This is a genomic window from Methylomonas sp. MK1 (genome assembly GCF_000365425.1).
Classification (GTDB): Bacteria; Pseudomonadota; Gammaproteobacteria; order Methylococcales; family Methylomonadaceae; genus Methylomonas.
On record NZ_AQOV01000003.1, the window covers coordinates 37,807 to 63,681 of the forward strand.

The following is a 25,875-nucleotide window of genomic DNA, read 5'->3' on the forward strand; positions in this document are numbered from 1 at the left end:
CACATAACATACAAGGGATGACAGTAGCCAAGTTGATCATTGGCGAGATGCACTGAGTCGACCACTAAAACCATAGAACAACTGACATGACCGAATCAAATCACATCAGCCCACTGGATAGCGGTATTGCCGTGATTCATTCGAATCAATTGGAAGAACTCCGTGATGTCGTGGAATATTGGCTACGCCAACACCCGCTAGCCCCCTTGGAGAATGAGATTTTCCTGGTGCAGAGCAATGGCATGGGGCAGTGGTTAAAACAAAATTTGGCCCAAAATGCCTTATTAGGCATTGCCGCCGCTACTAAAATGCAATTGCCCTCGTTGTTCATCTGGGGTGCCTATCGTGCGGTATTGGGCGAGCAAATTCCTAAAGAGCAACTTCTGGCAAAAGCCCCGCTGATTTGGCGCTTGTATCGTTTGTTGCCAATTCTGGTTACGCAATCCGGTTTTGAAACCCTGGCCAGCTTTTTGGCTGATGACAGCAACAGCCGTAAACGTTACCAACTGGCCGAACAACTCGCGGATTTGTTCGACCAATATCAGGTGTACCGTTCGGACTGGATTTCGGATTGGGCCGAAGGGAATGATGTGTTGCGCAACGCCCACGGTGAGATCAAGCCTCTGCCCGAACAACAGCACTGGCAAGCCCTTTTATGGCGGGCGGTGCTTGAGGATTTGGGCGAGGCGTCCATGCAGTTCGCCAGTCGAGCATCAGTACATGCGCAGTTTATGACGCATATCGATACGCTGGAACAGCGTCCTGCGGGGATTCCACGGCGGATTATTCTGTTTGGGCTATCGTCCCTGCCGCAACAATCGCTTGAAGTGTTGGCCAAGCTTGGCAAGTTTTGTCAGATTGTGTTGTTTGTCCATAACCCTTGCCAGCATTACTGGGCTGACATCATCGAAGACAAAGAGCTCCTCAAAGCCGAGCGCCGGCGTCAGTCCTATAAAGCGGGGATGACCTCTTCATTGACCGCCGAAGAACTGCATCTGCATGCGCCACCTTTACTGGCTGCCTGGGGTAAACAGGGCCGTGATTACATTCGATTGCTGGACCATTTTGATGAAACCCAGCACTATGAGCACTGGCATTGGCCACAGAACAAAATCGATCTATTCAAAGACTATGGGGAGCCCAGTCAACGCAGTTTATTGCAAAATCTCCAGCAGTCCATTCTCGATCTGGAGCCTTTGCCTGAAGAGCCCATACTCTTACTCGCAGCGGATGATTCCATCGCCTTTCATATTGCCCACAGTCCGCAGCGTGAAGTCGAAATTCTGCATGATCAATTGCTCGCCCGTTTTGCTGCGGCAAAACAAAACCGGGAACCGCTTTACCCGCGCGATGTGATTGTGATGGTGCCGGACATCAATCAATATGCGCCGCATATCCGCGCGGTGTTCGGGCAGATTCAAGCGGATGATCCGCGCTATATTCCCTACAGCTTGGCCGACCAGCAACAACGCGGTCAAAACCCCATGCTGGTGGCCGTCGAGGCTTTACTGAACTTACCGGAATCGCGTTTTACCGTCAGTGAGTTTCTGGGCTTACTGGAAGTGCCGGCACTGCGGGCGCGTTTTGATATCGATGAATCGGCTATTCCAAAATTACATCAATGGATTGAAGAAGCAGGCATCCGTTGGGGCTTAAATGCCGAACAACGGACTCAATCGGTGAGTATGCCGTCCAATCTGGAGGCGAATACCTGGCAGTTTGGTTTACGCCGAATGTTATTGGGTTATGCGGTGGGCGCCGGCGAAGCTTTTGCACAGATTGAGCCATATGCGGAAATCGGCGGGCTGGAGGCACAATGGGTCGGAGATCTGTCCTTTCTGTTGGAGTCCCTTGAGAAATACGCCAGTTTGCTCAGACGTGAACAAAATACGAAGGATTGGCAATTGACCCTCTTAGCACTACTGGAGGATTTTTTTAGCATCAGCAACGACCAGGAACGAAAAACCCTGGAAACGCTGACCAGTTCCTTAGCCAAGTGGGGCCAGTCCTGTGAACAAGCGGGCTTAACGAAAACGGATGTGATGCCGATCAATGTCGTGCGAGAGGCCTGGCTTACCAGCGTGGATGAACCTTCCTTGCATCAAAGATTTCTCAGTGGCCGCGTTAATTTCTGTACCTTGATGCCGATGCGTGCCATTCCGTTCCGGTTGATTTGCCTATTGGGCATGAACGACGGCGATTATCCGCGCAATCAACAAGCGCCCAGCTTTGATTTGATGAGCCACCGTGGTCAGTATCGTCCCGGCGACCGTTCGCGCCGGCAGGACGATCAATACCTGTTTCTGGAAGCCTTATTATCGGCAAGACAGCAACTGTATATCAGCTGGGTAGGGCGCAGCATCCGCGATAACAGTGAGCGGCCGCCTTCGGTGTTGATCAGTCAATTACGCGAGGTGTTGGCTCAGGGGTGGAGGCTTGCGGATGAAGTCTCCTTACTGGCGTCATTGACGGTTGAACATCCCCTGCAACCGTTTAGTCTGGCCTATGTGCTGCAAAATCGCGATCCACGCTTGTTTACTTATGCGCGGGAATGGTATGAGCCGGCAACGGATAGCCCCTTGTCTGAGCTATCCGCACCCAAGCCGGAAGAAAAAGGGTTCACTCTTTCCCTGGAGTCGCTGGCCCGTTTTTTGAAAGCCCCAGTCAAAGCTTTCTGTAATCATACGCTCAAGTTTGGTTTCGACGAGGAAACGGTCACCAGCGAAGATCATGAACCGTTTGGCTTTAACACTCTGCAATCGTTTGTATTAAGTGAAGCCTTGCTGCAAAGCTTAAACAGTGAACTGGCTAACGGCGCCGATCTCAAAAACACCGATGCGTTTTTTGCTCAGCAACAATCCGCCATGGCACAGCAGGGCCTGCTGCCTCTAGGTGGGTTTGCTCAGGCAACGTATGACGCCATTAGCGAACCGGTCAAATTGGCGTGGCAGCAGTATCAATCAGTGCTGCCGGTCTGGTCCACCGAACTTGATGCTCATGCCACCCATTTGCCGCCCTTTACCCTGGCCGATGGGGTGACTGTGCAATTGACAGGTGACCTGAGTCAATTACGGCGCAGTAGTGATCAGCAGGGGGATGGTTTGATTTATTTAACCGCCCAGCGCTTAATCAATAAAGATAAAGACAAAACCCTCAAATACCCCAATTTGTTGTTGCATTGGGTGCAGCACTTAGCCGCGTGTGCGGATCATTTACCGGTACAAACGCTGGTGATTGCTGCAGATGTGGTGATAGAAATCCCCACCATTGATCAAGCCGAGGCTTATGCCACGCTAAAATCACTGGTCGAAGCCTATCACCAAGGGATGCAAGCTCCGTTGCCGGTAGCCTGCAAAACGGCTTTTGCCTGGTTGGCCGCCTCTGCCGGCAGTGATCAGGACAAAGCCCTGGAAAAAGCCCTTAGCCGATACCAAGGGGACGATTGGACGTCAGGGGAGGTAAAATATGATGCTTATCTGACACGATTCTTTCCGAATTTTGCCAGTTTAAATCAAAGCCATCTGGAAACCGCTCAAAAGTCGGATCTAAACTCCGATCAGGACAAGGCTTTTCAGTATTGGGCTGAAACGTTGTATCAGCCGGCTTTTAATCAAATCCAGCAATACGAAACGGCACAGGGAGCGTCAGAATGACCACGGCGATTGCGTTAAATCCGGTGACTTTTCCCTTGTCCGGTACCCGTTTGATTGAAGCCAGCGCCGGGACGGGTAAGACCTATACCATTGCGGCACTCTATGTGCGCTTGATACTGGGACATCAGCTCGACGAGTCTGTCCCAAGACGCGAGTTATTGCCACCGGAAATTCTGGTCGTTACCTTTACCGAAGCTTCGACTAAAGAATTGCGCGAACGGATTCGAGAACGCCTTAGCCAGGTAGCGCGTTTTTTCCGTGAGCAACCGGTGAAAAACGATGCCTTTCTGGAAGCCATCCGCGCGGATTATGATCCCGCTCTCTGGTCAGCGTGTGCCCGGCGTCTGGAACTGGCCGCCAACTGGATGGATGAAGCGGCCGTCTACACCATCCACAGCTGGTGTAATCGCATGTTGCAACAACATGCGTTCGATAGTGGCAGCCTGTTTCATCAAGAGGTTAATACCGATGATACCGAGCTGTTAAATGAAGTCGTCAGGGATTATTGGCGCACTTTCTATTACGACATGGTGTATGACGACCCGGATTTTCAGTCGCTCTATAGCCTTTTTCAGCAACCGGATAACTTGCTGAAGGAAATTCGCACGCTGTTAAATAACGCCGATCCGATTGCGAACTGCCTGACTCCCGATCAAGACATCAAAACCTTGATGACAACAGTCAATACCGCCAAACAAGAGGTTTTGCAATTACTCAAGCAACCTTGGGGACAATGGGCAGGTGAAATTAAAGAGTTAGTGGAAACAGCGGTTAAAAACAAAGTGCTGCCCGGCACAAACTATAAGTCTAATTCCATTAAGAGCTGGATCGATAAAATAATCACCTGGAGTTCTGATCCGAATCAGGAATCGCTTGATCTTTTAACGGGTTTTAAAAGCCTATCCCCGGCCGGTATGGCAAACCTCGCCAAATCGGGCCAAACGCCACCCGTGCATCCCGGCTTTGAGGCGATTAGCCAATTGCCGGGACAGCTGGCTGCACTACCGAATTTAAAAATCGAACTGATCAAACACGCCATCCACTGGATTCGCAACCGTTACGACAGTGAAAAGCAACGTGTGGCGCGGATGACGTTCGATGACATGCTGACCCGTCTTGATCAAGCCCTGCAAGGCAACAACGGTCAGCGTTTGGCAAGCGTGATTCGCCAGCAATACCCCATCGCGTTAATCGATGAGTTTCAGGATACCGACCCGGTTCAATACCGTATTTTTTCCACCCTGTACCCGGCAGAGGGTGATGCTGAAGTGGGCTGCTTGATGATTGGCGATCCCAAACAAGCGATCTACTCGTTCCGGGGCGCCGATATTTATACCTATCTCAGGGCTCATCAGGATACGGCGGGGAAGCATTACACGCTAGGCACCAACTACCGTTCTACCCAGAACTTGGTGGACGCGGTGAATCAGGTCTTTCTGCAAGCCGATCAGCAACCCAATGGGGCTTTTCGTTTCAAGCGTGAGGACGACAACCCCTTACCTTTCATTCCGGTGGCCGCCAAAGGCCGTGAGGATGAATGGGTCATCAACGATCTGGCGGCGCCGGCCTTAACGCTCTGGCATTGGGATATCACCGATGCCGATGGCCAGCTAAAGCCCGTGGGACTGCCGGAATATCGGCAAACCATGGCCGAAGTGACGGCCAGCGAGATTGTGGGCTTGCTGAATTTGGCGACGCAAGGCCGTACCGGTTTTAAATCGTTAAAAAAGTTAAAGTCCTTACAGCCCTCGGATATTGCGATTTTAGTCAGAAGCGGCGCCGAAGCCAAAGTGATGCGAAACGCACTGGCCAGACGCCAATTGCGTAGCGTCTATCTGTCCGAGCGCGACTCGATCTTTGCCAGCCGTGAGGCTACAGACCTCTTGCTGTGGCTGAAAGCGCTCGCCGAACCGCGTAATGAACGCAAGGTGCGCACCGCGTTAAGTACCGCCACCTTTGGCTGGCCTTACCAAACACTGCATCAACTGGCTTTGGATGAACCCGGCTGGGAACAGCAACTAGAACGTTTCTTGGGCTATCAGGCACGCTGGCAGCAGGATGGCATTTTACCGACCTTACGGCAACTGATGAGCGATTATGGCTTGCATGCGCGACTCACCGCGGAAAGTGAGGGCGAACGCTGTATCACCAATCTATTGCATCTGGCAGAGCTGCTGCAGCAAGCCAGTGGTCAGCTCGAAGGCGAGCAGGCTTTAATCCGCTATCTGGCGGAGGCCATCGAAGCCGAGAGCAGTCAATCCGGAGACGAGGGCATTATCCGGCTGGAAAGCGATGCCAATCTGATCAAAATCATTACCATCCATAAATCCAAGGGACTTGAGTATCCCTTGGTTTTTCTGCCTTTTATTTGTAGCTTTAGAGAGATCAGCAGCCGTTTCAATACCCACTACCGCTACCACGATGAACATCAAATCCTCAACATTGATTTGACGAAGACGGATGACATCAGAGCGTTAAGCGATGAAGAACGCCTGCAGGAAGATTTGCGGCTACTGTATGTCGCCATGACCCGAGCGCGTTATGCTTGCTGGTTAGGGATTGCGCCGGTTAAATTCGGTAATACCAAAGAATGCCAGCTGGAAAAATCCGCCATGGGTTCTCTGTTGAACTGGCAAGCCGGGCAGCCCGCCGGCGAGCTGAGTCCTCAACTGACGCAACTGAAAGGCGATTGCGAGTCCATCACGTTGACCGGACTACCCGCCATCAACGATGAGCCTTACCTCGCCCCGCAACAAACCGAACAGTTGGAGCCCACGCGTGTCGCCGCCGCTAGAATTACGAATAATTGGTGGGTGGCAAGCTATAGCGCCTTGCAAATTGAAGAGACCCAATTGATTAGCGAGGAGCAGCCGCATCTGCCGCAAGAACTGGAAACCGCTCGGGACGATAAGCAAAACGATGAAGCAGACCTAAATGTATCGCCGACGCTAAAAACACTGACCGGCATCCATGGTTTAGCCAGGGGCTCAGGGCCTGGGGTATTAATTCATGACCTGCTGGAGCAATGCGCACAGCTAGGCTTTTCGGCCGTGCAGGCCAATTCGGCGCTCGGTCTACAGTTAATCCAAAAGGGCTTTACCGCCAGTGAATGGACCCACAAACAGGACATTATTGCCTCGGCGTTGTCGGTCTGGTTAAGTATGCCCTTGTTGGAAGGTGAAAATCTAAGTTTGGCCCAACTCGGTGCCGACGCCTATCAAGCTGAAATGGAGTTTTTGCTGGGTGCAGACTCCGTGGATGTTCAAGTCTTAGACCAGCTGGTGACCCGACATACGTTTGCTGGACAACCTCGGCCAAGTTTGCTGCCGAGATATGTCAACGGCTTATTAAAAGGCTTTATGGATCTGGTGTTTGTATATAACCAGCAATATTACGTGGTTGATTACAAATTTAATAGCCTGGGCAATGATGATGCGAGTTATACGCCGGCGGCGCTAGAAAAGGCGATGCTGTCAAAACGCTACGATTTGCAATATTCACTCTATTTACTGGCGTTGCACCGTTTGCTGAAGGTTCGGCTGGGTACGCAGTACGATTACGAAACACATATTGGCGGCGGGCTTTACTTGTTTCTGCGTGGATCGGAAAGCCCAAGCGGTGGCAGGCTGTTTACTAAACCGCCGCGTGAACTCATCGAAGACCTGGATAAACTTTTTTCGGCATCGACGCTGAATGGAGACACACTATGACGCAGGGATTATCCGTACTTGAAAACATGGATCAATGGATAGTGCGGGGTTGGTTAAGCCACTTGAACAGAGCTTTCGTCCGATTTCTGCTCGATCAGGATCAGGAGGCGAGCGATGCCGTCCTGTGGGCCGGAGCCCTGGTCAGTCACCAGTTGGATCGCGGCGAAGTGTATCTGGATTTGGAAAAACTCTGTCAACAGCCTGGCTTGACGCTGGCCATTCCGACCGATGATGCCTGGATAGTCGAGCATGAATTTGCAAACCGCGAGTTATCGGCGCTGCAAGCATTTAATTTGGAACATTGGCTATCGGCGCTGAAACAATCGAAGCTGGTTGCGTTGGGGCAGGGCAGCACACCTTTGGTTTTGGAAGGGGGGCGTTTATATTTACGACGTTACTGGCACTATCAGCAAACCCTGAATACGAGTATTCAACAACGCTTGTTGCCAATCCGAGAGCATTTGCCCGTAGCGTTGCTCGATCAATTAACAGCCTTGTTTCCTGCTATCCCTGAAACAGCTGAAAACTCAAAGATCCCAGATTGGCAAAAAATCGCCTGTGTGTTGGCTTTGCGTTCGCGGTTTACCATCATTACCGGTGGACCGGGTACCGGTAAAACCACGACTTTGACGAAGCTCTTAGCACTATTGATTAACCTGACGCAATACGAATCAAACCACACGAAAAAGCTGAATATTTTATTGGCCGCACCCACCGGCAAAGCGGCCGCTAGGGTCAGTGAATCCATTGGCAAGGCGCTCGATCATCTGAACGTCAGTGAGGACATCAAACAAGCCATCCCCAAGAAAGCCAGCACTTTGCATCGCTTATTGGGAAGCCGGCACGACTCTCGGCAATTTATTCATCATCGAGATAATCCCATCGTCGCGGATATAGTGGTTGTCGATGAGGGCTCGATGATAGATCTGGAAATGATGGCCTCGTTGCTCGAGGCGCTGCCAGATGCCGCCCAATTAATATTGCTGGGCGACAAGGATCAATTGGCATCTGTCGAAGCCGGTTCTGTGATGGGGGATTTATGCTTTGGCGCCGAAAACAGTGCCTACGACGAATCAACACGGGCATGGATTAGCCAGTATGCGGGTGCGCTGTTAGATGCGCCCGCCATTACCGGTTCGGCGATCAACCAACAAACCATCATGCTTCGTTATAGCCACCGGTTTAATGAACTCAGTGGTATTGGCCAGCTGGCCAAAGCGGTGAATCTAGGGAATGCCGAGCAAGCCCAAACCGTCTTGAATAATCTAAGCACCTATGCGGATTTAATACCTGAACCGCGTACAGAGTATTTAAAGCTGAGAGAACAGCCTAATCCGGATGCGGCAAACCGCTTGTTAAAAAAGCTGGTGACCTTGAATGCCGGCGTCAATGACAACGGCAAACCCAATGATCGTCAAGGCTATGGCTATTATCTGGCCGTGATCGAGGAAAATCGTCCAGCCGATAGCACCCAATACGATGACTGGGCTAAACAAGTACTGGTAGCCTTTGATACCTTCCAGGTGCTCTGCGCTCTGCGCCGTAGCGTCTGGGGGATAGAAGAGCTCAATCAGCGTATCGAAGACTGGTTGTTTCTACAACAAAAACCCAGCCTTTGGTATGAAGGCCGTCCCGTCATGGTGACTCGGAATGATTACAATTTGGGCCTGATGAACGGCGATATCGGCATTGCGCTTAAAGACAGCAACGGAAAACTGAGGGTGGCATTTCCAAACGACGATCCCTTGGCCGATATAAAGATACGCTGGATATCACCGATGCGGCTGCCGGATGTGGAAACGGCTTTTGCCATCACGGTCCATAAATCCCAGGGCTCAGAGTTTAGCCACGTTGCCTTGGTACTGCCTGAAAACAGAAGTCCTGTTATCACCCGTGAACTGATCTACACGGGCATCACCCGAGCGAAAGAAAACTTCACCTTGCTGGAAAGTAGTGGGGATGTGTTTAATCAAGCTATTTTGGCATCTTGCATATAGTGGATGATTGACGCAAGCCCTTGTCGTCTGCGGGTTATCGAGCGAGCCCCAAAACTTCAACTAACTGGTTCGGAAAAAACACTATGAATTTGCACACACACGACCCACGCGAATATATTCGCGGCATCCATCAAATATTAATTTCCGACAAAAAACGCATCGGTTTTCTCTTCGGAGCGGGTTCATCTTTTGCAACTGGCATCCCGTCAACTCGCGTGCCAGCCGTCGCTGACATGACAACTAAGATAGTCTCTGAAGTTGAAAAGTGTTCTGAAATATTTGCCGCCGCCGTTAAGGAGATACGTGGAGAGATCGGCGACGAGCTTTTCAACATTGAATCGCTCCTTTCTAGCATTGAAGCTAAAAGAGCGGTCATTGGATCCGGAATGCTAAATGGACTCGATTCCTCAGGTTTTACAGACCTCGCCACTTGCGTGAAAGGTCATGTAGTAAATCTTGTATCGATCCATAATACTTTAAAGCCAGAGGATAGAAACAATTTAGCACATTCAAAACTTTCAAATTGGATTTCAAAAGCAAGGAGGAGCTTCCCAGCAGAAATCTTTACCACTAACTATGACTATCTTTTTGAAATAGCTCTGGAAGGTTCTGGAATCCCTTATTTTGACGGATTTTCGGGAAGTTATGAGCCGTTCTTCTGCCCTGAGGCCGTTGAAGATGTCGAGGCATATCCGCATTTGGTGAAGCTGTGGAAAATGCACGGTTCTCTCGGGTGGACATACCGCGATAGCGATAAAGCGGTAATTCGAAATAACTCAGCAGCTGCGGAATCAATTTTGATTTATCCGTCTCACCTAAAATACAACACATCAAAAAAGCAACCCTATGTTGGTCTCATTGATCGCCTTTGTTCATTTCTACAACAGGATGATGCGGTTCTTATTACCTGCGGTTATTCCTTTGGAGATAACCATATTAACGAACGGATAGCGACCTCACTGCGACGCGGAGCCAACTCACACGTTATTGCATTATATTACGACCAATATAAGGATATCGACAATAAGACGACAGTTTTTGGGCTTACTAATGTAACCGACAAAGTCCGATCCATGGCTACACATGGCACTGGTGGAAAAATGTCAGTTTATGGGTTAAGACATGCAGTGATCGGTGGCAAGTTCGGTGAATGGCAACTAAGAAGTGAGCCGAAATCCGATGAATCAATTCGGATCGATCAATACTTTGATGAAGACGCAGCCATACCATCCGAAGAAACAGGCGAGCATAAAGGAAATGAAAAATGGACGGGGGCCGGTAGATTTCTTCTCCCAGATTTTTGCCAGCTAACTGAATTCCTCTATGGATTATCGACAACTGAAACCGTTCGTGATTCTGCGAAATCAGTATGAAACATAACCCTACACATATTGGAGAAGTTGAAAGCGTCAGTGGCAATACAGTGACGATCAAAATGGCCAGTAGCTATCCATCTAACATGCCAATAGTAGATGGCACTGTTTATAGAATTGGACAAATAGGCTCATTCCTTAAAATCCCACTCGGATACGCTAACCTGTATGGCCTCATTACACAGGCTGGCATGCTGGCAATGCCAGAGCCTCTACTAATCGCGTACAAAGAAAATCCATCAATCGTTGACGGACATCGCTGGTTACGAATGATACTAGTCGGTGAGCAGATTGGCGCTTCCTTTGAGAGAGGAGTATTGCAATCACCAACTTCTGGTGACCAAGTACACCTCGTAACAAATGAAGACCTTCGTATTGTATATGGGGGATACGATGCCCAGTCGTCGATTGTTATTGGCAATCAAAGTGCATCTGAAGGTCTCTCCGCGCAACTGGATATGGACAAGCTCATATCCAGACACTGTGCGATTATTGGCTCAACAGGTAGCGGCAAATCAAACGCTGTAAGCATTGTCGTTAACGCAATTGCTGAAAAACCGCTTCCGAGCAATAGAATTCTTATGATCGATCCCCATGGTGAGTATGCAAGCTCATTGTCTGGAAAGTGCCGTGTTTTTAGAGTGGAGGCAAATGCCAAACTCGGTGAAGGGGAGTTGTGCGTTCCTTTCTGGGCACTTCCGTTTAAGGAGCTAATGGCAATATTTCCGGGGAAACTCTCCGATCAGAATGAAGATTATATTCGCAGTAGAGTTCTGGAGCTTAAGCGAGTCTCGGCTACGGCCATTGGCGACTTGCGGGAAGAAGCAATTACTGCGGATAGCCCAATTCCATTTTCTATTAACCAACTATGGTTCGAATTGGATAATTTTGAACGAACAACCCTTAAGGCTGACCGAATAACACCAGAAGAACTTATAGTTCAAGGAGACGCAGAGACACTGAGATCAAATCAGTATCCACCAGCCGGTTTAGGAAGTAGTGCTCCATTTCTAAACACCAAAGCAAAAGGAATCCTTGGATTCCTAGACGGCATGCGTTCTCGTCTTTTGGATCAACGCTATAATTTTTTATTCAGGCCGAGTGGCTATTCTCCAGACATCAGCGGGATGACTGCTAATGACTTACCACAATTGTTTTCAACTTGGTTCAGCCACGGCACTCCAATTTCAATTTTGGATTTATCTACAATTCCATCAAATATTATGCAGACAATTGCAGGCTGCATTTTAAAGATCACCTACGACGCACTTTATTGGGGACAAAACACTCTCGTCGGGGGGAAAAAGCAACCGTTGCTCGTTGTTTTGGATGAGGCTCATGCCTACCTAAAGTCTGGCGAGGACTCCATCTCTTCACGGACTGTTCAAGTGATTGCAAAAGAGGGGAGAAAGTATGGAGTTGGTATGCTGCTCGTCACACAACGACCATCAGAGTTAGACGAAACTGTTTTAAGCCAATGTGGCTCAATTATCGCTCTGAGAATGACGAATACACGTGATAAGGGGCATGTTTCATCAGCAATGCAGGACGAGTTGCGAGAAATGGCAGATGTATTATCAAGCTTGAGAACTGGTGAAGCCATTGTTAGTGGCGAGGCCGTTCGCATTCCTTCACGCATCAAATTCTTCCAGGCCGATAATGCGGTAAAAAGTTCTGATCCGATTGCCTCGAAACTCTGGACAAACGCACGACCAAACGAGGAAGAATACAAAATTAGTGTCCGTAACTGGAGAAACCAAACATTCAATTAGGAGAAATTATGTCATTGCCAGAAATGCAATCAGTTAGCTCATCAAACATATCAGCTGTAGGTTACGATGCAGAGAATCAGGGGGTATATGTTCAGTTCCTTGATGGTTCAGTATATGTATATAAAGGCGTAACCGAATACGAGTTTGAAAATCTGAGAACTGCTTCATCCGTTGGTTCCTATCTCAATAGGAACTATAAAAACGTCTATCCTTACGAGCGAGTTTAGCTACCGACCCCCGGGTAAATTAACCCACGTTGTTAAGTGACTCCGGATAGGACATTTCAACTTTGCTAAAACAGGACATGACTCTATTGCACTAACATTGTTTATGACTTCGCATAAGATCGATTATGTTAAATTGTTGATTTTTACCGTCTGTTTTTATAATAAAAATAGGTAGTTAGGAAATCAAGCTGCCTACTGAACGCGGGGTTTCGTTGCAGACCCGATCCACCACTGGGGTTGATGGTGCGATGGCATGCAACAGTATTACCTCGCCAGTATGCGACTTGATTACCCGGTAGGATTCTTGATTGCCTTCCTACAAAACAAGCGTTTAGACCGGATCGGGGTCACGCTTGGCAGACCTCTGATGAGACGACTATAAAGGCGTCACGTTTTCAGCTTGTGGGCCCTTAGCCCCAGAGGTCACTTCCATGGTCACGCGCTGGCCTTCGATCAGGCTTTTCCGACCGCTGCCTTGGATCACACTAAAGTGGACAAAGACATCTTTGCCGCCGGCTTGCTCAATGAAACCAAAGCCTTTTTCATCGTTGAACCACTTTACTTTGCCTTCTACTAGTGCTGCCATAAAATTCTCTTTCTTTAAAAAAACCATTGCTGGCGTATTGTTCATACGGACAGAATGCCGATTATCGCTTATTTAAGGTGAAATGCGTGATCGATAAAATAAAACCACAAAAAATGCCGGCAAGGTTACTGTGGGTAGGTACTTTACTTTCCTACAATTGGGGGACCGACGAGTAACTGCTTGTCGGTGTGACGTACACCAGTTCAATTTCAACCCTCTGGTTTTGACGCTTTCCCTTGGGTGTTGAATTGTCTGCGATAAAATCAGATCCGGAAGCGTAATTCACGTGAATTTTCAAAGGAGACACGCCGCGCTCTATCAGATATTTTCGGGCAGATAACGCCCTTGACAATGCAAGCTGTTCATCTTTGACGCTGGGTATAGGTGTACTGGTTCTCCCTCGGACCGTTATCAAGGCGGCATTCTGGGCACCGTCAAGAATGGTTGAGTCGCTAAAGTTCGGGCGGAAAATAACACTACAATTGTCGAATAAGACTGTTACGGTATTTGATTGCGGGGTTCCGTAAGCATCTTCAGCTACTACGTTCGCTGTAATCGGTTCAACGTGGAATGTTTGTGAATTGCCAACGTTTGCGCAGGTCGAAAGTAATGCGAATATTGCTAGTCGTTTCTTGGTCATAAATATTTCCTTATAGATTGGTAAATGCGGTGTCTGTCATGGAAATGATCCACAGAACGGTTAGGTGCAATGGGTAAAAGGCATAGAAAGCCCATTGAACGCGCGGGATTGGCAATCTCACTAAGCATGCCAACAATGCAACTGGCAGTACGGCCAGTGCCCAATAATTGCCACTGATCAAGCGTAAGGAAAGAATGGATATAACTGCAATAATCACTGGAGCAAGCCTTGGTGTTTTACAGTACCACCATGCCGATAAGCCCAGCACAAGTCCAGGCCACCAATATTCGACCACTGAACCGCCCAGCACAAACACTAACGCAGCAGCTAGGTAGCCCGTGATTGTTTGATACTCAATTAGATAAATGGTGAGGGTGAGAACCAACAACGCAAACATAAAATTTAACGGCCACCACCCAGCAAGTAATCCACCGAGGGCAAGGAAGGCCGGTGTTGCCAGCGATCCACACAAAGCTAATCGCTTTATTATCCGGATATGCACACCACGTTCGAAGGCCATTGGCCTTGCAAGGTTATAGGCAAGGACCAAAACAAATAGCGGCATTGCCAAACGGCCTATGTTGAATAAAACAGGAATGGCTCCCTTATATAGATATTTGTTGGTGTGATCGATCACCATTAGGATCAGGGAAAACCACTTGATGGCTTCGATGGTGCCATCTGCGACAACTACACGAGGATAGTTCATTTCGTGCTTCCTCTTTTTTAGCGGCTAAAATATGGTTGTTAGTCAGAACTAACCATAATTTTGCGAGGGATATATGCCATGCTTGCGGCGTGTATTTGCATCGGTTTTTTATATACCGGCGTTATGGGCTCGGGTTGTGCTTGAACAGGTGTCGAGTCTGTTTTCTGTACCTGAACAACCTCTACTATTCCGCCCTTTAAAAATGCATCCAGCCAATCGGCCCATTTGTTGGCCCTTACCATCAAATCGGCTTTGTACACTCCGTTGTAATAAGGGGTTCTTGAATGATAATTGGCGACTTTTGTCCATAAATCACCCTTATCGTCTTTGATATGAACGGCCAGTCGCCATGCGGCTAAATCGTAGGGATAGCAACCTGAGCGGGCTACGTCTTCTGGCGTAATGCCATATTTCGCCAATTGGGTTAGGTACGAGGTGTTGAATTGCATTGGTCCCACATCGTGAGTGCCGTTGGTATTCCTTACCCATTGCCCAGGCTTTCCGCCTTCTTTCTCGGCGATTGCCAGCACAATATTTGCAGGTATATCGTATTTCGCGGCAGCAGTGATAGAGCATACGATCCGCTCTTGTTGTTGTGGACTCTGATTGTTAGGCTGAGCATGCACTAGCATCGGGAGTATGCTGATTGCAACAATACAAAGCTTTATAGCATTCATGAATTGCTCTCCTGTTATGCTGAATGTGCATTACCGCTATCGTTGTTGGTGAATGCCGCGACCTCTTCATCCGGATCTACTGTTTCATCAGATCCCGATAGGCTATCGCCGCCAAACGTGGGTGTTGATTGAGCACTGTTGCTAATTGCAGCCGCGACTTGTCCGCCAAACGTATTGTTGGTTCTGTCCTTAATTTTTTGCTTTGCAACCTCTCCAATTCCGGTTGCAAGATTTTTAACCATTGATGGTCCATATTTGGAATCATTTGCCTGCTTTGACGAACCACTACCCCCCATTGCTTCGCCAAGTGGAGTTGTTGAGTTTGAGGTAGAACCACCGTTAGCGGTGCTCTGACTGCTTTGAAGATAGTCGGCTGTCATTCTGGAAGCTCCGTCCGCCCCACTGCCGGCGAATTCCGCTGCTTTATTTGATGCCGCCATAATGGCTTGAATGCCACCGCTAATATTTGTTGCTCCGGCAGCAATCGCTCCACCGGCAACGCCAATAGCCGCCCCGGCAGTTGCGGCAGCCGCCATTGCCGAGCCGGCTCCAAATCCATTACCAAGTGCGCCGGTTCCCCCTCCGAATGCGACTTGCCCAAGCATTGGGGGCACTTTATTGACCAATAGCAGCAAGACCACTGCTGCTACGAGAAATGAACCCATATCCGCGTAGGTCATATCGGCTTCCATTGCCGCCACATAATCATTGATAAAGGCTTGTCCAATTCCAACAATCAGAATCATTGCCATCAATTGGATGGCGACGTTCAATACCGTTTTGTAAAAGCCGATGGCCATGTCCGTGGTCCATCGACCACCGCCGAAGCCAAGATATATAACGCCTGCGTAGGCAAGAATCCATCCACTAACAAAGAGCACAAGCATATTAGTGGCGATCAGGGCCATGATCACTAGCACGACTGCGCCCATGATAATTAGCGCCGCGCCCTCTACCGGTTCCCAGATTGATGAAGCGGTAATCGCTTTTCCAAATACTTGGAATCCTGCATCGATAATGCCGGACGGCGTTACCGCGCCCAATCCGGCCGCATTTGACCCTAACGTTTGCATTGATGCAAAAATGCTGGTTGCCATTGCAGGCCCGTTACTCAAAAGCCACCAGAAAAACCCTGTGGTAATAGTGAAACGGAGGAATTCGGCATAGAACTCGCCAATATCTGCCTTTCTCAATAGTAAAAAACCATGCGTCCATACCATAGAAATTAAGGCCAATACCCAGAATAGCCAGGTCGCTCGTGCAGTAATGGCGGCGGCCCACCCCGCCGCAGCACCGGCAAACCGACCTTGAACATCGTCCATAATGTTCGGCCCATCTATTGCCGCTAAGGCGTCAGTGGATGCGAGCATCAAGAAGGCTAAAAACAAGAATATTTGTCTATTCATTTGCCGTTTCTCGCGCTATTTGATTGACCAGTTTCGATTGTTCGCAGCACCGAAAGTCACACGGCGGGCGCAAGCGGAGGCTAGTCGTCTCCGCTTTTTTTCATTGGCGATGCGAATGAGGTTTTCGTGCCTACAATTTATTTCATTAACAATAAGCGCATCCGCATCTGCATCCGTCTCGGTATCCTCAGCCACTGGCAAGGAGTCTTCGCCTTGATTGACCAACTCATCCCAGTTACTGACGGTTGTTGCAATAGCGGCCACGATAAAAATAACGACCAAGGTATATTTAATGGACATGCGCAATTACCTGATGGCCCAGCCATCATTATCCCGGTATGCATAGGGCACTTCGTGGGCCTTGTCGGATGCGGCTTGTTGTTGCGCTTCTTTATTGGCCAAGGCCTGATTGCGGGTTATTTCGGCGTTTTGTTGCGCTATCAGCAATCCACGTATTTGTAGAAGCTGATTGGCCTGTTGGCTGGCAATTTGATTGGTATATCCGATAGCCTTGACTTGACCATCGGCGCCTTGTGCCGCTGCTTGAATATCTTCGAGAGTTGCGGCATCCGCTTCTAGTGCTGTTTGTTGGCTATCTAGGCCTTCTATTGCGGCCTTGTTTGCTGACTGTTGCGCCTCCGAGCCAAGGTGTACAGAGTCGCGTAAGTCGGCTAAATCGGCATTCGTGCAGGCGTCGCCGTTAAAACAACGCGACCCCCGATAGGTGTTTATGTCTTTAAACTTTGCCAAATAGTTATCAATGTTACCGAATCTGTCTTTATACCGGGTGACGGTATCAATGGTTCCACGAAGCCGTCCCATAGTTGCGGTCGCTCTATCCCAAATATTGACCGCTGGCGACGCTGTGTTTTGCAACATATTTTCATATTGCTGTATCTGCGTTGAATACTGTTCCAATTGAGTACCATATTCTTGAACCTGCTTTATTGTCTGAGCGATTTCTTCGACCGCGGTCATAATGTTTTGTGTCAAGTTCGTACCGTCGATTACAGGAACTCCCGCGACTGAAATGGATGGACTAAACATGACAGTTGCGGTCAACACCCCTACCAATATTTTTTTAGCGGCTAAAATGCTATTGTTTTTCATAAATGACTCCTGTGGTGTAAACCTTAATAATCAAATGCTTGATACGGTTTGGTTAGAGTTAAGTCTTTCGTCACGATAATATTGAATCTATAGCCAGGTCTTATTTCCAAAGTCGGCGCGATATTCATGTTTTTCGCGATCATTTGTGAGGTGACTCGACCTAGTTGTTGTCCCAGCGCATTACTCATCGCACTATTGGCGTTCGGAGCTGTATAAACCCCGTTTTGTTGGTTTTGTTGCTGGTTATAAGTAATGCCTGCTGTAATGGCGGACATTAACAACGCAGACCCAAATATCCGGACAAAATGATGATTAACTTGGTCGGTGAATCCCGCATAACCGGCACTATCTGCGCCCGGCATAGCGCCAATATCCATTGCCTTACCATCGGGGAATACGATACGTTGCCATGCAACAAGAACCCGAGATTGCCCATATTCCACTTCACTTGAATAAACACCAACTAATCGGGAGCCTTGCGGAACCAATAGATATTTTCCGGTTGCCGTATCAAACACGTCCTGTGAAACTTGGGCCATGATCTGCCCAGGTAACTCGGAATTGATTCCAGAAATTAACGTCCCAGGAATAATGAAACCGGCCCGAAGTTCGAATGGCGTTCTTGGCGCTTCCGGTAGTGAGTCCAGTCGCCATCTATCGCTTGATCCTGATTTGCCGAATTGGCTAATATTATTTTTTTCGCCCAGAGTCTCGGAACTAACAAGTTGCGGCGATCTTTCGTTGCCGCCAGTTTCATTTTCCCCGTCTGCTCCCACGATTCCCGAATCCTGCAATGCCGCGAGCCGTTTCTTATATGCGGTCATAGGGTCGGTATCTGTCATCTGTTCTCTGACTGCGGCAAGCTTAGCAAGTACCCCATCTCTTCCGGTTGTTTGCACTTGTGATGCTGCAATTACGCCAGGAGGTGAACCGGAGCTGCGCGGAGCTGTAACCGTCACCATCGTTCTTGCTTTAATTGCATCTTCGAATTGTTGTCGCTTCATTGCGGCAATACGTGCGGCTGCATCCTCTTCCGGGGTACGCGCTCTATTGGGTGCGGCGGATGGCGGCGTTGGAGGCATATCGGCCCGTACTATTTTGACTGGCGGTGCGGGCTCTAGCTGCGGATCAGGTTGCGGATTGGATTCGGGGGGAATAATACCGCCCAGGTTATTGCCCACTATTTCTTTGGCGAGCATATTGGCGTTTCCTGCTTTTTGCCGGTCCGCCGTTTCTGGTTTGTTTTGCTGGTTTGCACGGTCAGCGGCCACCAGAACCATTATGATTAAGAAGATCGATATGGCTACACCCAGGATAAGTACGGGTAAGTTATTTACCCGACGAACGCCGTGACTGGCTTCTGGTTCATCCGGTGACAATTCAGGCGACATGTATTCTTCATTGACGGTATTTGCTGTCGATTCCATTGCCTTACTCCATTTTTGCCCAAGCGCCTGCTGATAAGGCGGTGTTGTTCTTCGCCTCATAAGCATGAGTAAACGTCACGTCGTCAATCTTGAGCTTAATGCGGTACAAGTCGGTCACATTGATAGACGGCTTATCAACGACGTACTGAAGCCTCAACCCCGTGCCGCTAACGCTTTGCTTCGGGCTATACTCCTTCACTGCATAGCCTTTTGCTCTCAGCGAATCCACCAATAACATTCCGAATCTATCTGATTTTGGAATGCTTTGGCCGAAATTGAATTGAGTTTGAGCAGGTGGATATATCTTTTCCAAATGATGAATGGTATCTGCCGCAATGCCTTCATGAAGCCCAGAAGGCGCATTTGATTCGAAATTGCCGAATCGTTCCGTTGCGCATCCAACCAGTCCGGCAATACTGATGACGAACGCTAAGATCCTGATCATGTTATTTCACCCGTTGAATGGTTACGGTGTCTTGGTTAGAGCCAACACCTGCAATCATGATTGCTCTATCGAATACAGTGTCGACAATGTAACGGTCGCCCTGTACACGATAATTCACCATCACGGTTTCATCGTCCTCAAACATCCCCCCTTCCCTTCGCACAACCAGCAATGTCGGCGCTTCGGTTTGTGCCATTGTTTCCGGCATTTGAATGATGGTTTTTTGCTTATCGTGATAAACGCGAACCGGGGTCCATGAAATTGGGCCATTAGGTTCGATTTCATAATCGAAATGCAGATCGCCCAAATACTCCCCGGTTTGAGGAATGGTCTTTTCTTGGCGTTCTTTATGTTCTTTATGGACGATGGCATTCCATTTCGCCATCGCATCCTCCGGATAGCTAAACGCCACTTTTGGCATGTACTGTGTTCGGTGTGATCGTAGCTGCAAGTTATAGGCGCGACGATTGGTTGTCACCGATAGCGATGTTTCCAAGCCCACATCATGCGGCTTGATAATCAGATGTTGTACTTCGCTTTGGCCGCTACCCTCAATCGCTGGTTCTATGGTCCATCTTGCCGTATCACCTAAATTAATCCCGTTTACTTGTTCGCCAGGCTGCAACGAAACGTCACACACTTGAAGAACGGCGCAGACAATACTTGGTTGTTGAGCACCGTATAGGAACGTGATCGTACCGTTTTGCCCGCTGGTTGGAGCCAAGCCTGTCGCGCTACTTGCTTTCCATTTTTCGGCTATCGCAATAGCCTGTTTTTCTTGTTTGGTTAATGTCGGGTTTTTGGTTGCAAAATACATATCCGCCATATCAGGCTCCGCCACCGCAGACCGCATCACAAATAGCGTCATGGCTATCTTTATCATTGCGCTGTATTGCTTTTTCATGAGATTGCCTCGTTCGGTTAAAACTGTTGTTGTCTGGACCAGGAAAAGTCTTTCACGTAAATTCCCATTGGGTTTTTCCGGATTTGCTCTTCGCTTGTGGCCGGCGTTGGTTCAACGACTTTAATATTGACTAATGCCCTCATGTATGAGGGTTTTCCGGTCACAATGCCCTGGCGGTCGCGGGTAGTTTCAATCCAATCGACCTCCCAGGTATCTGGGGTTTGGGCCAGGACATTCACCACTTCTACGCTTACCATTTCCTTTATCGCCCGTTTAAACGGACTAGACTCCTCGGTGCCATTCAACCATTCAGTCATTTTTTGTAGCGATGGGTCGCCGGGCGCTAACATAGCGTAGACATCCATAACGGCTTTTCTTTGTAGCGCGATGTCTATCGTGACTATTCGAGAGTTTGATATAAAGGCCGATACCACAGATGCCACTACTCGCCCATCCACCGGTGATGCTCGGTCGGCTCTGGCTATGGCTGCGGTTTGACCAAGCTTGTCAACTTGTATGACGTAAGGCACAAATTTCGATAGCTGGCCGATATGAATCATTCCTCCGACACCGGTTAACGCCACCAACATGGATAATATCCCCATTACTTGCCACGCCTGCCGCGTAGAAATAACGCCCTGTGTGTGATCTTTCCAGGTTCGTCTTGCTGACAAATATGGATTCTCGTTTTCTCCGGTTCTACGGCCACCAATCAGCTTTTCAGGATTTTTTCTGGGGTCTGCTTTTGGGTCTTTTCTTTTAAAAATCATGCTGCTTCCTCCAAGTATTCTTCAATGCTTAAACCCTTACGAGCGAGCCATTCACCCACCCATTCATGACCATGAGTCGCCTTTAATTTCTTGATGGCCGCAACAGAGTCTTTATCCGAAGAGCCCACAAACGCGAGAGCGAGCGGGCCTAACGCAAGATCATAGAGACGACAGCCTTCTTCAGAGACGTAGTAGTAATGCCTCTTGGGGATTGCTGTAGCCAATAATTCGATTTGCCTAGAGTTAAGGCCCATACGGCGATACAGTGCAGTCGCGTCTTCCTCTCTGGCGTAAATGTTTGGCAAGAAGATTTTCGATGCGGTTGATTCGATAATTACGTCGAGGATTCCAGAATTCGCAGCGTCAGATAAGTTTTGAGTTGCCATCAAAACAAAACAGTTCGCTTTTCGCAGTACCTTTAGCCACTCTCGAATTTTTTCCCGGAATACCGCATGACCGAGCATCACCCATGCCTCATCCAAAATAATGACCGTAGGCTGCCCGGTTAATGATCGTTCGATGCGTCTAAAGAGATATAACAACACTGGAAGCGCATAGCGCTCCCCGAGATTCATTAACTCTTCTATTTCAAAAACCGTGAAATCGGTAAGTTCCAGCCCATCCTCTTCGGCATCTAATAGATGCCCCATTGCGCCATCAATGGTGTATTGCTTAAGAGCTTCGCGTATTGCCTCATCTTGAATAGTTACCGTGAATTCAGATAGCGTTCTAGCGCCGCTGTTATGCATGTTGATGATGGCGTTACCAATTTCATTTCGCTGGGCGGGTGATGTAATCAAACCATTTAACGCCAGAATGATGTTGATCCATTCCATAGCCCATGCGCGATCATTTTTGGTTTTCAGGTATTGCAAAGGACAGAAGGCCAGCAATTCGTCGTCGGCGGCCACCGTGAAATGCTTACCGCTTTTCCCTACACTCGTGGCGTGGATTGCTTCGGTTAATGGGTACAGGGACATCCCTTTATCGAATGCAAAGATGTGCATGCCTTGATAGCGGCGCAACTGCGCGGCGAGTATGGCAAGATGGGTTGACTTACCGGCTCCGGTTCGACCAAACATAAATGTATGCCCCACATCGCCTACATGGAGATTTAGACGGAATGGTGTTGAGCCCTGGGTAACACAATGCATAATCGGGGGAGATAGTGCTGGATACATTGGACAAGGTGCATATTCTCTGCCTGTCCAAATGGTGCTAATCGGCAACAAGTCCGCCAAATTCATAGTGTTCAACAAGGGACGGCGTACATTCTCGACACCATGGCCCGGCAAACTACCTAAGTAGGCTTCCATTGCGTTAATGGTTTCGATCCTGGCGACAAATCCAAGCCTATTTATGGCCTTCTCTACCTGTTGAGCCAGTTCCTGTACGCGTTTTCTATTCTCGTCCATTAGGACTACAACACTGGTGTAATAGCCCTGGGCGATTATGCCGCTATTAACTTCAGCTAACGCCGCCTGTGCGTCGTCCACCATGTTTTGCGCGTCCTCGTCTATCGGTCCTGTGTTGAGATTGAACACTTGATCAATGAAACCGCGTACCTTTTGCCGCCATTTTTTTCGAAACTTTTCCAAGTGACTGATAGCCTCGTGAGGGTCCATAAAAATGAACCTTGAGGACCAGCGATATTCGATAGGTAACTCACCAAGGGCGGTTAACATTCCCGGTGTCGATTCAAGCGGGAATCCTTCAATCGCTACTACCTGGATGTACTTACGACCTATCTTGGGAATCACGCCCGCGAGCAAATCCTCTCCACCAATTAAACAGTCGAGATACATGGGGTTTGTTGGCAGTTGTATCGGATGATTTTTTCCGGTAATACAAAACTGCAACCAGCGCAGAAGATCATCATGAATGACAGTTGTCCCATCTTCATTAACGATTTCATGGCCCTTTAATCTGCGTAAGTTGACCGCTGCCGACAATCGCGTTTCGATGTTGTGACATTCACGTTTAAAGTGTTCAATGAGGTCGGTTGTATATGTCTTTGAGTCAGGTTTCCTGGCGTCGTCGTCGAACATAAGTTCAATAAACTTGCGTTCTGCAAGCACAGGCGGGAGATACGTCAATGTCATGACAAAGTACCCTTCGTACATGGTACTTAGTCCTTCGAAAAGTGTCCGGCGCTCTTCGTCGATGGCTGCCGTGATTCGATCAGGAAATGTCGATAACCCCCTTTCTGAATATGACGGCGCCGGGCGTCGCACGGCGTCGACATGGATCATCCAGCCATTGCCTAGTCTGGATATTGCTTGGTTTAATCTGGCGGATATTGATTCGCGGTGTGCTTCGGTTGAACTATCGTTGTCATCACTCGTATAAAGCCAGCCAGCGAGAAACGATCCATCCTTACCAACAATAATACCGTCATCGACCTCGGCAGCATAAATCAACAAATCCGCTACGCTGGCGTTTTTGGAACGATGTTGACTTAACCGACGATCCTTATCCGCCCTGTAAATCAATCTGGCGAGGATTGCGACTAATAGAATCCCTAGTCCCGCAATCATGAGTGTTATGGCCTCGATCATCATCTGTATTGTTTCCCTTGGCTATTTGGATTTTCACGGAACGGGGTGCTTCTGGCCGGGTAATACCCTCTTAAATTACCTACCCGCGTACCTCGATACCGTAAATGTCGTAGATAAATAAATCGCATTTTCGGATCTGATTTGGCCGCCAACCGTGCTAGGTATAATGCACATAACCATAAAACTATCCCGACAATGGCTGCCCTCAGTTCTTGAGCGGAGAAAATTAGCGCTCCGGCCACTAGGCCGGAGAACATCACAAACTCACGATCCCCGCCCATGAACAAGTTGTCTCTGTTACCCGCTCTGCGAATTGGAATCGCGCGTAAGGCCATTACTTTTCACCCACCATAGCCAATGACTTACCAGCGCTTTTTAATGTACGCAGTTGAAGGCATGCTAACGTTGCTATTAAACACGCGATCATCAATGCCTCCTTGACATACTGCGTCGCGTGAAAACCCATAATCATGAGCTGTGTGCCTACCTCATCCTCCGACAGTGTGATTACTGCTCCGCGACCAAATACGTTAGTCATAACGTTTTGGGCACCGACTAAGAGGGCCATGACAAGAACGATGAAGATCAAGGTCCGAAAGAAGCCGTTTAAGTCGCCGCCAAAAATCAGCACACCGCCGGCGACAATGATCCCAATGAGTGACAACGAAAACGCTACGGGACCAGTAACCGATGTTCTAAGGCTGGTAAGCCAATCTTCATAAGGTAAAGCTCCCCCATCACCTACGGCGGCGGTCGCCTGTTCTGGCATAAAAAAAACCAATGCCATTAACAGAATTAGCGGTGCTCTTTGCAGTCGATTCGCGAGTGCATTCATTTTGTAACTCCTACAGATTAGAGGTTATGTAATGACCGTCCCTGTAACCGGAAACCTCTATGATTTCCTGAATACGACGGCCTTCTTGGGTTTTGGCGATGAAAACAACAACATGTACCGCTTCGCCAATCAGCGGTTCAATAGGTCTAGGTGATTCTGGATGCATGCTGATTAACATGGATAATCTGTCCAGCCCAGCCTTCGCATTGTTTGCATGGAGTGTGGCCGTTCCACCCTCGTGGCCCGTATTCCATGCCATTAGTAGGTCTAGCGCCTCTGGTCCACGTACTTCACCGACTAATATTCGATCTGGCCGCATCCTGAGCGTTGTTTTCAACAACTGCGTCATCGGGACATCAATAGTTGAGTGATACTGCACGTAGTTTTCGGCCGCGCATTGGATTTCGCCGGTATCCTCAATAATGAACACTCGTTCTGTGGGGTCGAACTCAACCATTTTGTTAATAATGGCGTTTACCAACGTCGTTTTCCCTGATCCAGTTCCTCCGACAACTAAAATGTTTTTGTGATCTTTGACTGCCTTTGTAATCGCATCGAATTGATTGCAGGTCATGATGCCGTCCGAGACGTATTGCTCCAGTGGAAATATTGCAATAGCCTTCTTTCTGATTGCGAAAGTTGGCGCAGGCACAACAGGCGGAAGTTGGCCGGCGAATCGTGAGCCATCAAGAGGGAATTCGCCTTCCAGGATGGGTTTTAATCTGGTGATCTCTTTGCCATGAAAACCCGCAATAGTTTTAATAATTGCCTCACCCTTGCTAATTGATAAGGTTCCTATGCACTTCATCTTGTCCCCAAGACGTTCTTGCCATAGTTTGCCGTCGGCATTCAGCATCACCTCAACGGTTCTCGGATCAGCTAAAGCAGACAATATGATTGGTCCTAAATCGCGTTCGAGCTTTACTTTCGCCCTGTCACTGACTGATTCGTGTAGATTCTGTTCGTGGGTCATCGTTATCCTCTCAGGTCATTGCTTCACTGTTCGCCTGTGCATTTTGCTTATAGTGCAATGCACTTTTTATAAACTGCAATGCACTCTAGTACAAACTGCCTCC

At 48.6% G+C, this 25,875-nt stretch carries 21 protein-coding genes; 6 read left to right on the top strand and 15 right to left on the bottom strand.

Annotation, left to right across the window (positions count from 1 at the left end; all coding sequences use genetic code 11):
- Positions 1-86 precede the first annotated feature (86 nt).
- The 6 genes from recC (at position 87) to G006_RS29570 (ending at position 12,732) form a co-directional block, all read left to right on the top strand.
- Positions 87-3,653, top strand: coding sequence for an exodeoxyribonuclease V subunit gamma (gene recC / locus G006_RS0124070; protein WP_020485783.1), 3,567 nt, complete (start codon positions 87-89; stop codon positions 3,651-3,653).
- The gene (gene recB / locus G006_RS0124075) at positions 3,650-7,363 is read left to right on the top strand and encodes an exodeoxyribonuclease V subunit beta (RefSeq protein ID WP_020485784.1); all 3,714 of its coding nucleotides are present in this window, start codon (positions 3,650-3,652) and stop codon (positions 7,361-7,363) included. Before recC ends, recB begins: the two co-directional genes overlap by 4 nt.
- Positions 7,360-9,360 (top strand): exodeoxyribonuclease V subunit alpha, encoded by a 2,001-nt coding sequence (gene recD / locus G006_RS0124080; RefSeq protein ID WP_020485785.1) that lies wholly within the window; start codon positions 7,360-7,362, stop codon positions 9,358-9,360. Before recB ends, recD begins: the two co-directional genes overlap by 4 nt.
- Positions 9,361-9,443: 83 nt before the next feature.
- A complete protein-coding gene (locus G006_RS0124085; RefSeq protein ID WP_020485786.1) occupies positions 9,444-10,733 on the top strand; it encodes an SIR2 family NAD-dependent protein deacylase in 1,290 nt (429 codons plus the stop codon).
- Positions 10,730-12,505 (top strand): ATP-binding protein, encoded by a 1,776-nt coding sequence (locus G006_RS0124090; protein WP_020485787.1) that lies wholly within the window; start codon positions 10,730-10,732, stop codon positions 12,503-12,505. The genes G006_RS0124085 and G006_RS0124090 overlap by 4 nt, the downstream gene beginning before the upstream one ends.
- Before the next feature lie 23 nt (positions 12,506-12,528).
- Positions 12,529-12,732 carry a KTSC domain-containing protein gene (locus G006_RS29570; RefSeq protein WP_442785770.1) on the top strand — a complete coding sequence of 68 codons (204 nt, stop codon included), beginning with the start codon at positions 12,529-12,531 and terminating at the stop codon, positions 12,730-12,732.
- A gap of 376 nt (positions 12,733-13,108) precedes the next feature.
- On the opposite strand, the gene G006_RS0124095 is transcribed toward G006_RS29570, so the two are convergent.
- The 15 genes from G006_RS0124095 to trbB all read right to left on the bottom strand — a co-directional run bounded on the left by G006_RS0124095 (position 13,109) and on the right by trbB (position 25,772).
- The gene (locus tag G006_RS0124095; RefSeq protein WP_026147275.1) at positions 13,109-13,318 is read right to left on the bottom strand and encodes a cold-shock protein; all 210 of its coding nucleotides are present in this window, start codon (positions 13,316-13,318) and stop codon (positions 13,109-13,111) included.
- Between the two features lie 151 nt (positions 13,319-13,469).
- Positions 13,470-13,958, bottom strand: a complete 489-nt coding sequence (locus G006_RS26445; protein ID WP_020485790.1) for an OmpA family protein — start codon at positions 13,956-13,958, stop codon at positions 13,470-13,472.
- Between the two features lie 10 nt (positions 13,959-13,968).
- Positions 13,969-14,667, bottom strand: a complete 699-nt coding sequence (locus G006_RS0124105; protein ID WP_020485791.1) for a TraX family protein — start codon at positions 14,665-14,667, stop codon at positions 13,969-13,971.
- A 38-nt stretch (positions 14,668-14,705) separates the two neighbouring features.
- The gene (locus G006_RS26450) at positions 14,706-15,344 is read right to left on the bottom strand and encodes a transglycosylase SLT domain-containing protein (protein WP_020485792.1); all 639 of its coding nucleotides are present in this window, start codon (positions 15,342-15,344) and stop codon (positions 14,706-14,708) included.
- 14 nt (positions 15,345-15,358) lie between these two features.
- Entirely contained in the window at positions 15,359-16,750 is a 1,392-nt protein-coding gene (gene trbL / locus G006_RS0124115; RefSeq protein WP_020485793.1) for a P-type conjugative transfer protein TrbL, read from the bottom strand.
- Between the two features lie 15 nt (positions 16,751-16,765).
- A complete protein-coding gene (trbK, locus tag G006_RS0124120) occupies positions 16,766-17,050 on the bottom strand; it encodes an entry exclusion lipoprotein TrbK (RefSeq protein ID WP_020485794.1) in 285 nt (94 codons plus the stop codon).
- A gap of 6 nt (positions 17,051-17,056) precedes the next feature.
- Positions 17,057-17,860, bottom strand: a complete 804-nt coding sequence (gene trbJ / locus G006_RS0124125) for a P-type conjugative transfer protein TrbJ (RefSeq protein WP_020485795.1) — start codon at positions 17,858-17,860, stop codon at positions 17,057-17,059.
- A 23-nt stretch (positions 17,861-17,883) separates the two neighbouring features.
- On the bottom strand, positions 17,884-19,287 hold the full coding sequence (locus G006_RS0124130) for a TrbI/VirB10 family protein (RefSeq protein WP_020485796.1): 1,404 nt from the start codon (positions 19,285-19,287) through the stop codon (positions 17,884-17,886).
- Positions 19,288-19,291: 4 nt separating this feature from the next.
- Positions 19,292-19,732, bottom strand: coding sequence for a hypothetical protein (locus G006_RS0124135; protein ID WP_020485797.1), 441 nt, complete (start codon positions 19,730-19,732; stop codon positions 19,292-19,294).
- A 1-nt stretch (position 19,733) separates the two neighbouring features.
- Positions 19,734-20,636: a P-type conjugative transfer protein TrbG gene (trbG, locus tag G006_RS0124140; RefSeq protein ID WP_020485798.1), complete on the bottom strand. Its 903-nt coding sequence runs from the start codon at positions 20,634-20,636 to the stop codon at positions 19,734-19,736.
- A 17-nt stretch (positions 20,637-20,653) separates the two neighbouring features.
- Positions 20,654-21,406 carry a VirB8/TrbF family protein gene (locus G006_RS0124145; protein ID WP_020485799.1) on the bottom strand — a complete coding sequence of 251 codons (753 nt, stop codon included), beginning with the start codon at positions 21,404-21,406 and terminating at the stop codon, positions 20,654-20,656.
- Positions 21,403-23,967 (bottom strand): VirB4 family type IV secretion/conjugal transfer ATPase, encoded by a 2,565-nt coding sequence (locus G006_RS0124150; protein WP_020485800.1) that lies wholly within the window; start codon positions 23,965-23,967, stop codon positions 21,403-21,405. The genes G006_RS0124145 and G006_RS0124150 overlap by 4 nt, the downstream gene beginning before the upstream one ends.
- Positions 23,964-24,299 (bottom strand): conjugal transfer protein TrbD, encoded by a 336-nt coding sequence (locus G006_RS0124155; RefSeq protein WP_020485801.1) that lies wholly within the window; start codon positions 24,297-24,299, stop codon positions 23,964-23,966. Before G006_RS0124155 ends, G006_RS0124150 begins: the two co-directional genes overlap by 4 nt.
- Positions 24,299-24,799: a TrbC/VirB2 family protein gene (locus tag G006_RS29445; protein ID WP_020485802.1), complete on the bottom strand. Its 501-nt coding sequence runs from the start codon at positions 24,797-24,799 to the stop codon at positions 24,299-24,301. Before G006_RS29445 ends, G006_RS0124155 begins: the two co-directional genes overlap by 1 nt.
- A 10-nt stretch (positions 24,800-24,809) precedes the next feature.
- Complete coding sequence (gene trbB, locus G006_RS0124165; RefSeq protein WP_020485803.1) at positions 24,810-25,772, bottom strand: P-type conjugative transfer ATPase TrbB; 963 nt, start codon at positions 25,770-25,772, stop codon at positions 24,810-24,812.
- Positions 25,773-25,875 lie beyond the last annotated feature (103 nt).

Excerpts from the sequence above, each read along its gene's own strand:
- G006_RS0124085 (WP_020485786.1), top strand. The coding sequence starts at position 9,444 with ATGAATTTGCACACACACGACCCACGCGAATATATTCGCGGCATCCAT.
- G006_RS29445 (WP_020485802.1), bottom strand. The coding sequence starts at position 24,799 with ATGAATGCACTCGCGAATCGACTGCAAAGAGCACCGCTAATTCTGTTA.
- recD (WP_020485785.1), top strand. The coding sequence starts at position 7,360 with ATGACGCAGGGATTATCCGTACTTGAAAACATGGATCAATGGATAGTG.
- G006_RS29570 (WP_442785770.1), top strand. The coding sequence starts at position 12,529 with ATGCAATCAGTTAGCTCATCAAACATATCAGCTGTAGGTTACGATGCA.
- G006_RS0124105 (WP_020485791.1), bottom strand. The coding sequence starts at position 14,667 with ATGAACTATCCTCGTGTAGTTGTCGCAGATGGCACCATCGAAGCCATC.
- G006_RS0124155 (WP_020485801.1), bottom strand. The coding sequence starts at position 24,299 with ATGGCCTTACGCGCGATTCCAATTCGCAGAGCGGGTAACAGAGACAAC.
- trbJ (WP_020485795.1), bottom strand. The coding sequence starts at position 17,860 with ATGAAAAACAATAGCATTTTAGCCGCTAAAAAAATATTGGTAGGGGTG.
- G006_RS26445 (WP_020485790.1), bottom strand. The coding sequence starts at position 13,958 with ATGACCAAGAAACGACTAGCAATATTCGCATTACTTTCGACCTGCGCA.
- G006_RS0124145 (WP_020485799.1), bottom strand. The coding sequence starts at position 21,406 with ATGATTTTTAAAAGAAAAGACCCAAAAGCAGACCCCAGAAAAAATCCT.
- G006_RS0124095 (WP_026147275.1), bottom strand. The coding sequence starts at position 13,318 with ATGGCAGCACTAGTAGAAGGCAAAGTAAAGTGGTTCAACGATGAAAAA.
- trbG (WP_020485798.1), bottom strand. The coding sequence starts at position 20,636 with ATGAAAAAGCAATACAGCGCAATGATAAAGATAGCCATGACGCTATTT.
- recB (WP_020485784.1), top strand. The coding sequence starts at position 3,650 with ATGACCACGGCGATTGCGTTAAATCCGGTGACTTTTCCCTTGTCCGGT.
- trbK (WP_020485794.1), bottom strand. The coding sequence starts at position 17,050 with ATGTCCATTAAATATACCTTGGTCGTTATTTTTATCGTGGCCGCTATT.
- G006_RS0124150 (WP_020485800.1), bottom strand. The coding sequence starts at position 23,967 with ATGATGATCGAGGCCATAACACTCATGATTGCGGGACTAGGGATTCTA.
- trbB (WP_020485803.1), bottom strand. The coding sequence starts at position 25,772 with ATGACCCACGAACAGAATCTACACGAATCAGTCAGTGACAGGGCGAAA.
- recC (WP_020485783.1), top strand. The coding sequence starts at position 87 with ATGACCGAATCAAATCACATCAGCCCACTGGATAGCGGTATTGCCGTG.
- G006_RS26450 (WP_020485792.1), bottom strand. The coding sequence starts at position 15,344 with ATGAATGCTATAAAGCTTTGTATTGTTGCAATCAGCATACTCCCGATG.
- G006_RS0124135 (WP_020485797.1), bottom strand. The coding sequence starts at position 19,732 with ATGATCAGGATCTTAGCGTTCGTCATCAGTATTGCCGGACTGGTTGGA.
- G006_RS0124130 (WP_020485796.1), bottom strand. The coding sequence starts at position 19,287 with ATGGAATCGACAGCAAATACCGTCAATGAAGAATACATGTCGCCTGAA.
- G006_RS0124090 (WP_020485787.1), top strand. The coding sequence starts at position 10,730 with ATGAAACATAACCCTACACATATTGGAGAAGTTGAAAGCGTCAGTGGC.
- trbL (WP_020485793.1), bottom strand. The coding sequence starts at position 16,750 with ATGAATAGACAAATATTCTTGTTTTTAGCCTTCTTGATGCTCGCATCC.